The sequence below is a fragment of the Pseudonocardia oceani genome (assembly GCF_019263585.2).
Lineage (GTDB): Bacteria > Actinomycetota > Actinomycetes > Mycobacteriales > Pseudonocardiaceae > Pseudonocardia > Pseudonocardia oceani.
In genome coordinates this window covers 4,837,682-4,849,967 of record NZ_JADQDF010000001.1, presented here as the reverse complement: position 1 = coordinate 4,849,967, position 12,286 = coordinate 4,837,682, and the positions used below count along the sequence as shown (strand labels likewise).

Genomic DNA, 12,286 nt, shown 5'->3' with positions numbered 1-12,286 from the left:
ATCGGGCGTTACGGATCTCCCCCCGATCACACCTGGAGCAGCGATGAGCTTCCTCGGCGGCATCATCGGCAACGCGTCGCGCATGGACCCTGCTGCGGCGGCGCACGAGTACGGACGGCTGCTCGGTCAGGGCGAGCAGGTGCACGCCGCCTACCTCCTGGTGCGCGACGCGTTCCTGTTCACCGACCGGCGACTGATCCTCGTCGACAAGCAGGGCCTCACCGGCAAGAAGATCGAGTACCACACCGTCCCGTACCGGTCGATCACGCACTTCAGCGTCGAGACCGCCGGCACGTTCGACCTCGACGCGGAGCTCAAGATCTGGCTCTCGGGCAGCGCGGTGCCCATCGCCAAGCAGTTCGGCAAGGGCGTCGACGTCTACGAGGTGCAGGCGCTGCTGAGCCACTACGTGGCGCGCTGATCCGACGGGCCATTCCCACGGTTCCGACGCTGGGCTCAGCGCACCGGAGCCAGGAGCCGGTCGGACGCCCGCCCCGCCTCCGCGCGCACCGCCGCGTCGAAGGCGTCGAACGGGTCGGGCGCGCCCGGACCGCAGACCTCGAGGTGCAGCTGCCCGCAGGTCCGCAGCGCCAGCATCAGCTGGTCGAGCAGCTGGCGCGACGGCCGGCCCGGGTCCAGTACGACGTGCCCGCGCACGTCGCACTCGTCCGGAGCGGGCACGAACCCGCGCGCGACGCGCTTGGCCGACAGGACGAGGCTCAGCACCGCCGCGAGCGGGGACAGTCCGTCGTCCATGCGGGCCAGGACGAGCCGCGGAGCGACCACGTCCCACGGTTGCGCGGCCTCCTCCGTCGCCAGCACGTCGCCGTCGTCGTCGCCACCGATGGCATCCCGCGTGACGTCGACGGCCGCGCGCAGCCAGTGCGCCGCGGCGACGCACGCCGCCGTGGGTTCGACGTCGGTGGTCAGCGGCTGGCCGCCGGTGGGCACCTCGTGCAGCAGGCGGTCGGCCGCGGCGATCTGCACCGGCGACGCGTCGAGACGGCTCATCATGACCGCCTGCCCGGCGCGTCCCGCAAGGTCGCCGAGCAGGGCGCGCTCGATGGCGTCGAACTCGGCCTCCACGTCGGCGACCACGGCCCGGCGCACTCCCGCGCTGCCCGCCTCGCGCAGCGTGCGCCCCACGTCGTGCCCCGCCTCGACCACCCAGTCGGGATCGACCCGCAGCCGCCCCGCCCGCACCACGTTCGGGTCGACGATCGCGCGGAGCGCCGGCGACACCGGCACCGGACCGGCGATGTCGGACTCCTCATAGCTCAGCCACGCCGTGGTGGAGAGCTGGGTCAGCCCGTGGGCGAGCCGCCGGCCCACCGCGACCGGGGTCCGCGCATGGAGGCGGGCGACGGAGTGCGCCGCCGACCCCACTCCGGCACCCCAGACGGCGAGCAGGTGGGTGGTGGACGAGTCGTAGGCGTAGGTCGTCATGGCGGGAGGATGCCGGGCCGGACACCGACCCCGTGGCCGTTCGGGAGAACTGGTGCCGGCGTGATCGGCCCGGCCCGTAGCCTGACCGCCGTGCAGCTGACGAAGGGCGCCAACACCGCGCTCCCGCCGACCCGATCGGTCACCGTCACCTGCACCTGGACCCCCCGCCCCGAGCTCGAGGCCGACCTCTCCGCGCTCCTCCTGGTCGACGGGAAGGTCCGCGGCGACGCCGACTTCGTCTTCTACAACCAGCCCGCCTCCGCCGACCGCCGCGTCGTCCACGCCGGGAAGCGGGCGGGGGCGCAGGTGACCGACCGGGTCGCCGTCGAGCTCGACGGCGTCGACCCCGCCGTGCAGACCCTCGCCTTCGCCGTCGGCCTCGACGCCGCTCCCGGGCGGACGCTCGCCGACCTCGCCCCGTTCCGCGTCGCCGTGACGGGCGACGGCGGCGCGGAGCTGGCGTCGTTCGTCATGGACGGGCTGGCCGCCGAGACCGCGGCCGTCGCGGTCGAGCTCTACCGCCGCGACGCGCGGTGGAAGGTGCGCGCGGTCGGGCAGGGCTACCACGACGGCCTCGCCGGGCTGGCCCGCGACTTCGGCGTCGACATCGACGACGAGCCGCCGCCCCCGCCCCAGGGCGTCGACTGGCGCCGCCCGCCCGTCCCCGCCGGCTACGAGCTGTAGGAGCACCGTGGGCTTCTGGCTGCACAAGAGCATCAAGGTCCTCCCCGGGGTGCACGTGACGCTGAGCAACGGCGGCGTCAGCTACTCGGTCGGCTCGCGCAACGCGCGCCTCACCCGGCACCCGGGTGGGCGGATCAGCAGCACGGTCGGGCTGGCGCGCATGGGGCTGGTCCACTCGACGACGCTGCGCGAGGCGCGCGCCAACCGGCCCGCGCCGCCGGATCCGTCCCCGCCGCCGCCGCCCGCGCCGTCCCCGGTGCCGAGCCCGCCCTGGCCCGCCGATCCCCCGGCCCCGGTCCTCCCGCCCTGGGAGCGCGACCTCCTCGACGCCCTGCGCACCGGTCGCTACGCCGACGTCGCGCGCACCCACGGCCGCGCCGATCCCGTGCTGCGCCTGCTCGCCGCCGCCCTCGACGGCCTCGACGAGCGCGACCCGCAGCGCGCCCGGGAGCTGCTGGCGTGGGTCGTCTCCGAGGGCACCTCGGCGCTGCGGACGCACCCGTTCACCGTGCGCCACCTCGCCGACCGCACCTGGCCGGTCGAGATCGCCCGCGGCGCCGTCGCCCACCTCGGGATCACCACCGACGTCGTCCTGCTCGCCGTCGCCGAGCTGCACCAGGCGGCTGGCGACCTGGACACCGCGATCTGGACGGTCGAGCAGGCCGAGCCGACCGTCCCCGCTGCCCTTTCGCTCACCGAGCTCTACAGCGAAGCGGGCCGCCACGCCGAGGTGATCGAGACGACCGGCGCCACCACCAACCTCGACGACGCCTCCGCCCTGCTGCTCGTGTTCCGCGGCCGCGCGTTCGGCGAGCTGGGCTACCCCGACGACGCGCGCGAGGCGCTGGACGCCGCGCTGCGGGTGCCCGGCCGGGCGTCGTCGGTGCGGCACCGGGCGCTGCTGGAGCGCGCGCAGGTCGGCCTGGCCCACGGCGACCGCGACGGCGCCCGCCGCGACCTGGGGCAGGTCCGCGCCGAGGACCCGACCCACCCCGGCCTCGCGCAGGTGGAGCTGTGGTGAGCGAGGCCTGGACCGCGCAGGAGTGCGCCGACGCGTGGGGCGTCAAGCTCGCGACCTGGTACGGCTACGTCTCCCGCGGCCAGGCGCCCGCCCCGCTGGTCGACGGGCGGACCTGGGACGCCGACGCCGTCCGCACCTTCCCCCGCCCCGGCGCCGGCCGCTCCCGCGCCGGGGCCACGCCCCGCGCGGAGGAGCTTCTGGCGGAGATGGCCGAGGTCGCCGCGGGGATCGAGGAGCTGCGCACCCGCCAGCGCGAGCTGCTGGCCACCGGGAAGCGGGAGGGGCTGGAGGTGCTGGCGATGGCCCGCGCCCTGGGCATCTCCCGCCAGACCGCCGCGAACTGGCTGCGCGACGCCTGACGAGCGCTCGGTCCCACCAGAACCGCCACCAGCCCCGACCGGCGAGCGTCGCGGCGTAGTCCCGGAGTGCCCGCGGGTCCTCACCGTCGACATCGGGGGCAGAACGCACGACGTGCTCGGCGGCCACCGAGCGGCACTCCTTCGGTGGGCGCGGCGGCGCAGCCATCGACAGCCGGAGCGCCTTGAAGTCGATCTGCACCGGCAACGCCCCGAACCGCTCCTCCCAGCTGCCCAGCACCGCCGAGAGACCGGCCACGTCGTCGTGCCGGTTGCGGGTGCCCCGCCAGCGCAGCACCGCCACGGCATCGGCCGGCCGGACCCCCGGGACGAGCGCCAGGTGCGACCCCCGGGATGCGATCTCGGACCCGGCCGCCACCGCGATCGGATCGTCGTCGGGCTCGATTCCCGGCGCCGGTCCGGGCCTCGAACGTTCGTCAGCTCCCAGGACCTGTACCGCGCGCACCTCGATGGGCCGGCCACCGCGCTGAGACCCGCAGGGTTGAGATGTCTGCGATGCCGAGCAGTGGTCGATCAGGTCGAGCGAGGCTCCGGCAGCAGCGGACTGCGCGACCCTGACCAGCTGACGACCAGTTCATCACGGGCTCGGCTGCTCGCGACGTAGAACAGTGAGCGCTCCCTGCCCAGCGCGGCGGGTCGCTCCGGCTCAGGGAGCTCGTCGACCAGCCAGCTCAGCGGCACCACGCCCGCCTCCGCTCCGATGATCGCGACGCAGGAGAACTCGGTGCCCTTCGCGCGGTGCATCGACGCGATCTTCACCGAGCCCGGGTTGCCCGGGCCGTCGCGAGTGAGCAGCTCCACCGGGATCCCGGCTTCCTGGAGCGCCTGCCGAGCCCGTCCCTGTTCGGGTTCGCGTCGGGAGAGCACCGCGATGGCCGCTGGTTCGACCGGCCGGGCGAGCCACTCACGCACCGTCTCCACCAGAGACGCCATCTCCTCGGTCGGAGACCGGAAACCTCGCAGAGCGGGGACGGGCCCGGTGAACGTGGAGTGGTACCCGGCCACGCTCTCCTGCTCGCCGTCGAGGTCCTGCACCGGGGCATCACCGATGACCCCGAGCGCGAACGCCAGGTTCTGCCGGGATGTGCGGTAGTTCAGCGTCAGACGGCGGGACCGGCCACGGGTCTCGATGCCGAACCGGGACAGCACGGTGCGCTCACCGTAGATGCGCTGGTGGCCGTCCTCGCAGAGGAACAGATCGTCGGGGCCGGGGGGAACCAGTCCGCGCAGCACCCGCCAGTGGCCGGCGTGCAGGTCCTGCGCCTCGTCGACGACGACGTGGTCGTAGGCAGGCGCACGGACACGGAGCGCAGGATCGGCGAGGATGTCGGCGGCCCGGGCCGCGAGCAGCTCGAACGTGGTTCGACCCTGCATCGATGTGGCCCGTTCGAACGATTCGACGGCGTTCCAGACCGCCGCGCGCTGCACCCGGTTCAGCCGGACACCTCGGCCGGGCCGCTTGACGGCCAGGTACGCCGCTCTGTTCCGTCGAGGCAGCGCGAGCACGACCGATCGGAACTCCCCCGCGAGGAAACCCGGCGTCAGCTCAGGGGCTCCTGCCGCTCGGATCGCCTCCTCCCACAGGGTCTCCTGCTCGCGGTCGCCGAGCAGCTGGCCGGGCGCTCCGTCGACGGCCGTCACGATCGCGCGAACCACCTGATCGACACCGCGGACGTCCACCCGGGCCAGCTGTTCGGTCGTGACGAGCCCGCGAACGTCCACGTCGAGATTCGCGGCCAGGTTGCGGGTGAACGTGCAGAGCAGCACCCGAGCACCCGCGCGGCGCGCGAGATGAGCCACGCGATGCAGCGCCACGACGGTCTTGCCCGTACCGGCGCCCCCGGCGAGCCGGAACGGGCCGTTGTACGACGGTCGGTACGCCACCGCTCGCTGCTGTGGATGGAGATACGTCCGCCAGGCGGCGAAGTCACCCTCCATCATGCGGCGCAGTTCGTCGTCGCTGTCGAGGTAGACGAACTGCATCCTGCTGGTGGGCCGGTCGACAGCGGCCAGCGGGTCGTCCCCCGCGGGCCCCTGGTCCAGCTCGTAGGTGCTGCGCACCTCCTCGATCGAGGTGCCGGTGGCCAGCTCGAGCAGTGCCCGCTGCTGCCACTCGGGCAGATCGGCAGCGAGATCGAGCACGTCCTCCTCACTGGTCAACCGGATCGCCTCGGAGGCCACACCCGCGTCGATGCCGAGACCGGCGAGCTCCTCAGCGGTGAAGGGGAGCACCTGCGGAAGGTCCTCGGCGACCGGTCGGGCCCGGAACTCCTCGACGGTGCGCCGCACCGCCTCCGTCCGCAGCACCTCCATCGCGCCGTTGGCCGGGTTCACCTCCAGCGTGAGGGTCTCGGCGTACGCGTAGGCCTCGTCGTGCGGTGTGATCGCGGCGAGCAGCCACATCGGCTCGCGCTCGTCCCCGACAGCGAAGACGACTGCACGGTGGTTGAGGTCGACCCTCGCAGTCCGTACCCGACGGTCGGCGGCATTGCGCGGCAGCTTCAGATCGAGACCGGTGAGGTCGGCGTCACGGCTGAGCTTGGTGAGGAAGTCCCAGGCCCGCGTTTTGAGCGATCCGTCGACGTCGACGGCGCGGTGGAACTCCTTGGACATGATGACGCCCATCAGCGGCCTCCAGCCGAGGTGAGGACCGCGCGTACCGCCGCGGCATCGGGGGGGACGATGGTCCAGCCATGGTCATCCAGCCAGGCGTCGCGGGTGCCGTCCGGTCCGGCGACCACGGCGATCCGGGCATCCGGCCAGGCCAGGTCGATCTGGTACTCACCGTCGTCGACCTCGAACCCCGCCTCGGGCAGCGGCACTCCCACGCCGGCCAACGTACGAACCAGCGCAGCGATCACCTCCTCGGAGACGTCGACGACCTGCTGCCAGGAGAACGGCAGGACGGCGAGACCAGAGCCCCCCTGCGGCGTGGTGCCCGCGGTGTGGGCGTGGAACCGGCCCGGGGCCACGAACTGCAGTGCGTCGCTCAGCGCGAGCCAGTCCTTCCAGGCCTCCACCTGACCCGAAGTGCCGACGCGCTCGTCCCGGTCGTCGATCCCGAGCCAGACGCGGGCGTCGTCCAGCGACCGCAGGTCGACCCCCACGACGGCGCCGCGCGTGCTCCGCCGGACGGCAACGGTCCGGTCCCCCGGGCCGGGAGCGGGCTCACCCGTGAGCTCGGACCGGAGGAGCCGCCCGACGTCGTCCACCTTCCGACGCCGGCCCCCACGGGCGAGGGTCAGTGCCAGGGCGTGCGCCGGGCTCTCCCACGCCGCGCGTTCCGGCCGCAGCACGAACGCGGTGAGCATCGAGATCGGGTCGACGAGCAGCGACTCGGGCGCCACGCTCCCCGGCGCGGCCCGGCTCCGGGCCGCCTGCCCGTAGGTGGCCCGGAGCGCCTCGTCGCACCACGCCGGCGGGGCCGGCGGGGCCCCGTCGAGGACGGCCGCGAACGCGTCGAGGTCGTCGTGCGTGACCGCCCACACGAGGAGGTCCTGGTCGCGCAGGCCTGCGCGCTTGGTCGCGTCGTCGGCGAGGCGGTTGGTCTGCGGGCTGCTGTGCCAGCGGACGCTGTCGCAGAACACGGCGATCCGCGGTACCTCGGTGTCGGCGCTGGTCAGCAGGAAATCGGGCTGCACCTCGCCGAGCCGGACCTGTGGTGCGAGCTGCCACACGGCGCTGCCGTGGGCCTGGGGGAACTGCACCGTGGCCCGGTCGCCGTGGGTGGTGGCCTGGGTGGTGACGGCCGCACCGCGGGTTCTGGCCCAGCGCAGCAGCAACGCACGGAAGCGCTTCTCGATGGGCGTGTCGTGGGAGCCGACGACGATGCGGCGGATGGTGTCGATCGGCCGCGGTTCCCACTGACCGAGGATCTTCTCCAGCAGGTCCACGGCCGCGTCGCGTCGCGCCTCCGGCGCCAGGTGCGGTGCGACGTGGGGCAGCAGGCACCGGTGGCACGCGGTGACGGCTTCCGAGCGGCACGGGCAGGCCTGCAGCACCCGGAGCGCGGCGGCCAGCAGGTCACGCACCCGGTCGGGGTCGCTGAACCGGCCGAGGTATCCGGTGCCGCCGGGCACCAGGTCGTGCAGCACCATCACCCACCGCTCGCTGCTGCCGGGTACCGGGTCGGCGGCTTCCACGACGTCGAGGTGGTCGGGGTCCCCGCCCAGGACTTCACGCAGACCGAGCAGCAGTGCGGCGCGCAACGAGGTGCGGACCGTGCGGTCGGCCACGACGATCGGCGGGACGAGCAGCCGTACGGCCTGCGTGCGCAGCCGGTGGGTGAGCGCCACGGAGGCCCACCCCGTCTTGGACGGCTCGCGGCGCTGACGGCACCAGCCGCGGTGCCGGGCGTCCGAGCGGTCGCGCACCCCGCGTTGGGCCGCGGGCACCACCCCGCAGTGGGTGCAGGCGTCGAACAGCGGCGCGGCGACCTCCTGGCCGCCGATCGTCCGGGTCGGGCCACCGCGATCGGAGGGGCCGACGTTGATCCAACCGATGTCCGCGGAGCGGAGGACCTCCGCGCCGAAGGGGTAGTCGGCCAGCTCCCAGGCCGCGGTGATGTCGTCGGGGTCGGCATCCACGGTGGTGACGACCGTGAAGCGGGTGCGCCGTCGGTCCTCCGTGTCGTCGTCGCGCATGGCCAGCTCACGCGATGCGTACGCCGACGCCCGACGGAAGGGCAGGGTGGTCAGCACCTGACCCGCGTCGGCCGCGCCGAGCGCTCCGCACCGGGGGCACCCGGACGCCGATCCGCCGGGACCGGACCAGCCGCAGGCGGGGCAGAAGCGACGCACGACGGTGGCCGGGTTGCGGCTGGTGCCCAGGTCGATCCCGTCGATCTCGACCGACGTCCCCCGCACGTAGAACGTGGCACCGGGTGCGAGTTCGGACAACGCGGTGCGGCTGCCGCGGACGTACTGCTCGTCGCTGGACTCGTGCGCCCCGGACTCCTCGTCGGTCCACCACAAGCCGACGTCGAGACGGGTGGTGTCGTCGAGCAGCGCGTAGTTGGGCAGCAGACCGGCCGCCTCCAGCGCGGAGATCCAGTAGGTGCGATCGCGCTGGGCCCGTGTGCTCCGCACGGCGCCGAGCTCACCGAACAGGCGGCGCAGATCGCGCTCACCCGCCTCGTCGAGCGAGGGCAGGGCCCGCATGCGCGCGATCTCGGCGTCGACCGCCTTGCGCCGGTCGTCGAGCTCGGCACCCTCGGCCACCCACGCGGTGACGGCCGCTTCGACGTCACGTTCGAACCCGGGGACCCCCTCGGCGCCGACACCGGCCCACACACCCAGCTCGGCGGCGGTGTCCTTCGTGACGGCATCACCGAAACCGCGCAGGAAGCTCTCAACATAGGGCTCGGCGTTCGCCCGCGCGTCGGCGACGATCCGCCCGAGCCACGACGTGGACGTCAAACCACCGGCGAACACGTCCTTGGCCAGCCGGGTCCGGCCCGGATGCGGCGAGCGGGCGTGCCTGTCGAACAACGACGCGAGGTACTGGCGGCGCAGGATCTCGGTGGCGTCGAGGTAGCAGGCCGGCGGCACCACATCACCGGCGATCATCGTGAGCGGGTCGGTCAGCCGCTGCAGCTCCAGCGGGCGGGCCGGCAGCAGCGACACCACCAGCGCGTTGCCCGTGAGGCGGCCCGCCCGTCCGACGCGCTGCAGGTAGGACGCCGTCGACCGCGGCAACGAGGTGAGCGCCACCGTCGACAGGTCGCCGATGTCGATGCCGAGCTCCAGGGTGGGCGTACAGGTCAGCACGTTGGGGGCGTCGGCCCCCTTCGCGGACTTGAAGGTCTCCTCGAGCGCGACCCGTTCCGCCGCAGGCAACAACGAGGTGTGCTCGCGGGCGACGATGCGGCGGACCTCACCGCCGCGGTACAGCTCCCGGTAGTAGTCGTGACCGGACCGCTCGATGCCGTACACCCCCGGGCAGCGGTCGCGCTGGCACGGTCCGCCGTCGAGCTCGTCGAGCACGAGCTCCGGGCCGGGGAACCGGGTCGCGCACACCGTGCAGCGCAACGTCGGTGGTGCACCGGAGGTGCGGGCGAGCAGAACCCGGCCGGCCGGGATCTGCCAGACGGGATCGCGGGCCCCGGACAGCCGGACCAGTGCACCGTCGGCGACCAGCGCGTCGAAGAGGGCGAGCACGTAGCGCGAGGCATCGGCCGCCGGGACGCCGAGTGCGCGAGCCGTCCAGGTCGAGTACCAGCTCCGCGACCCGACGACGAGGTCCAGGTTCTCGGTGTGCCGGGCCGCGGTGGGGAAGCGCGGCGCGGGCCGCCCGGTCTGCCCCGGTCGTGGCGCCGGGAACGCCGGCATGCCCTCGCGACGCGGGCGACCGCCCCAGATCCTGTGCCGGTCGTCCGTCTCCGCGAACCGGGTGAGCCACTCGTGCGCGATGCCGCCCTGGACGCGGACGCGTTCGAGGACACCACGGGCCCAAGCGACGGTCCGCTGCGGCCCGGCCCCGTCGAGCGTCGGCTGCAGATCGTGGCGAGCCACGGCGGTCAGCGCCGCGTCGACGACGGCGGCCAGGTCCTCGACGTGCACGTGCGCGGTGACCGCGCCGGTCAGCTCGCTCGTGCGTCCGGTGCGCGAGGACAGCCCGAACTCGAGCGTTGCGGAGAAGGCCATCCGTCGGGCCACGAAGTCGGTGATGTAGCGCTCGTGCTTCCCGTCGTCGGCCCAGAACGCCCGGAACACCTCGTGCTCGCGCAGGTCCGGCGGCAGTACCGCGTAGCGCTCGGCAGGAGTACGGGCCCCCGCGGTGACCGCTGCGCCGAGCGTGTCGAGCGAGCAGCCGCGGTGCCCGATCGCCCGGTGCAGCAGTGCGCGCAGGTTCAGCGCGTAGGCCCGGCTCTCGACGAATGCGGCCCGGTGCGACGCGTCCTGCACGCTGTCGGTGAACACCAGCGTCTTCTTCTCGCCTGCGGCGATATCCGGGCTGCCGAACAACTGGCCCAGCGTGGCCGATGCGAGGGTCGCCACGCGCGAGCCCAGGAAGCGGATGCCGTCGGGGCGGCCGCAGGACGGGCACTGGCCGTCGCGGGCCGCCTGGGCGTCCGGGGTGACGAGAACCGGCACCTCGCTGCCGTGCCGGCTGGTCGGGGTGGGCACCACGTCCGCGCTGTCCGGGTCGACCCACACCACATCGGTGGAGCCCTCCCCCGCCTCGCCCGGCGCGTAGATCCACGCCCGCGAGGAGCCGGGGTCGACCACCGACTTGCCCCACACCGCGACGGCTCCCGTGTCGTGGCCACCGCCGGCGGTGACCACGACGCCCCAGCCCGAACGGCCGCAGTGCCGGCAGAACACCGACGGCAGGTGCCTGGTCCCGTCCTCCGGCTCGGCCCCCTCGTGCCAGCGGAACTGCGGCACCCCGCCGAGTCGCCGCAGCAGCCTGCTGACCTCCCGGATCCACAGCTGCACGTCGACGCCGAGCAGTGGCCGGTCCCCGTCGCGCGCCTGGGAGAGCAGGGCGAGGAACAGTGCCACGGCGTGCCGCCCCGCCTCCGCCCGCGGCCCGGAGGTGGCTCCCCAGCTGGGTTCGAGGTCGGCCGCCAGCTCACCGAGCGGACGGGGCGTGGCGGTGAGCCCGAGCAGGGTGCGGGTGAGCGGGTGGGCCCGCAGCAGCTCACCCGCGCGTTGTGGGTTCGCCGCGGGTGCCCCGAGGAACAGCCGGCGCCCCACGGCGAGCTGCTCGGCGTGCGACGAACACTCCCGCAGGGCGGAGGTGACCTCGTCGAGCAGCGGGACCGGCCCGTACGTGTCCGTCCCGACCCATTCGTCGACGGTGAGCCGGTCCTCCCCCACCAGAGCGTCCTCGTCGAACGGGAGACCGAACACCGTCTCGGCGAACCGTCGCAGTGCGGGCGCACCGTCGGCTCCCCCGCCGAGCGTGGCCGAGGTCGCCACGGGGGTGATCGCCCCGAGCGGCCGGTCGTCGGTGGTGACCCCGAGCGCCGCGCCGAGCCGCCGCAGCAGCATCGCCACATCGGTGCCCTGCGCGCCGTCGTAGGTGTGGAACTCGTCGAGCACGAGGTAGCGCAGCGACTCCTCCGCGCCGGCGAACAGCGGCACGTCCTCGCTGCGCAGCAGCAGCATGTCGAGCATCTTGTAGTTGGTGAGCAGGATGTCCGGGGGATCGGCCCGCATGGCGTACCGGTCGCCGATCACTGCGGTGTCGGTCATCTGCTCGCCACCGGTGGAGTCGCCGGTGTAGAGGCCGACCCGGACGCCCGACAGCTCCCGGTGCACCATCCCCGCGATGCGCCGTGCCTGGTCGTTGGCCAGCGCATTCATCGGGTAGAGCACGATCGCCTTGATCCCGCGCTGCCCGCGGTTGCGGCGGCAGTGGTCGAGCAGCGGCACGAGGAAGCTCTCGGTCTTGCCCGACCCGGTGCCGGTCGTGACGAGTGTCGGCAGCGGTTGCCGGTCGCGCGACGCCAGCCGCATCCACGCCTGCGCCTGGTGGCGATGCGGTCGGAAGCCGGCGGGTGACCAGTCGAGATACCCGCGCCACGACTCGTCGGCGGGGCGGAACGGCAGCCGCAGCCGGACGTAGGGGCCGCGGAACACGCCGTTCTCCGGGTCGGCGACGAAGCGCTCCAGCTCGGCGCGCACGTCGTCGTCGCCCAGGGCGAAGGTGGTGCCGAGGAAGCTGGTCAGCGACGCGCGGAGGTCCTCCGCGACCAGTGACGGCAGCACAGGCAGACCCTCCCCCGGGTAGGCGACTCACCGTAGTGGGT

Annotated in this window: 7 protein-coding genes and 1 pseudogene; 4 read left to right on the top strand and 4 right to left on the bottom strand. The window is 73.8% G+C overall.

Annotated features, from left to right (window positions below; all coding sequences use genetic code 11):
* Positions 1-43: 43 nt before the first annotated feature.
* Entirely contained in the window at positions 44-421 is a 378-nt protein-coding gene (locus tag I4I82_RS24280) for a PH domain-containing protein (protein WP_218590835.1), read from the top strand.
* Between the two features lie 35 nt (positions 422-456).
* Here I4I82_RS24280 and I4I82_RS24275 read toward each other — a convergent pair whose 3' ends face one another.
* Positions 457-1,446 (bottom strand): hypothetical protein, encoded by a 990-nt coding sequence (locus tag I4I82_RS24275; RefSeq protein WP_218590834.1) that lies wholly within the window; start codon positions 1,444-1,446, stop codon positions 457-459.
* A gap of 90 nt (positions 1,447-1,536) precedes the next feature.
* Here I4I82_RS24275 and I4I82_RS24270 point away from each other — a divergent pair, with 90 nt between their 5' ends.
* The 3 genes from I4I82_RS24270 to I4I82_RS24260 are packed head-to-tail and all read left to right on the top strand — an operon-like array spanning position 1,537 to position 3,510.
* Complete coding sequence (locus I4I82_RS24270; protein ID WP_218596042.1) at positions 1,537-2,130, top strand: TerD family protein; 594 nt, start codon at positions 1,537-1,539, stop codon at positions 2,128-2,130.
* 7 nt (positions 2,131-2,137) lie between these two features.
* A complete protein-coding gene (locus I4I82_RS24265; RefSeq protein WP_218596041.1) occupies positions 2,138-3,151 on the top strand; it encodes a DUF4236 domain-containing protein in 1,014 nt (337 codons plus the stop codon).
* Positions 3,148-3,510 (top strand): hypothetical protein, encoded by a 363-nt coding sequence (locus I4I82_RS24260; RefSeq protein ID WP_226370230.1) that lies wholly within the window; start codon positions 3,148-3,150, stop codon positions 3,508-3,510. The genes I4I82_RS24265 and I4I82_RS24260 overlap by 4 nt, the downstream gene beginning before the upstream one ends.
* A 22-nt stretch (positions 3,511-3,532) precedes the next feature.
* Here I4I82_RS24260 and I4I82_RS35090 read toward each other — a convergent pair.
* The 3 genes and pseudogenes from I4I82_RS35090 to I4I82_RS24245 form a co-directional block, all read right to left on the bottom strand.
* Positions 3,533-3,886, bottom strand: a pseudogene (locus I4I82_RS35090) (DUF4253 domain-containing protein); the annotation flags it as partial.
* Positions 3,887-4,041: 155 nt separating this feature from the next.
* Complete coding sequence (locus I4I82_RS24250) at positions 4,042-6,153, bottom strand: UvrD-helicase domain-containing protein (protein ID WP_218592056.1); 2,112 nt, start codon at positions 6,151-6,153, stop codon at positions 4,042-4,044.
* Positions 6,153-12,245, bottom strand: a complete 6,093-nt coding sequence (locus I4I82_RS24245) for a DEAD/DEAH box helicase (protein WP_218592055.1) — start codon at positions 12,243-12,245, stop codon at positions 6,153-6,155. The genes I4I82_RS24250 and I4I82_RS24245 overlap by 1 nt, the downstream gene beginning before the upstream one ends.
* Between the last annotated feature and the right edge of the window lie 41 nt (positions 12,246-12,286).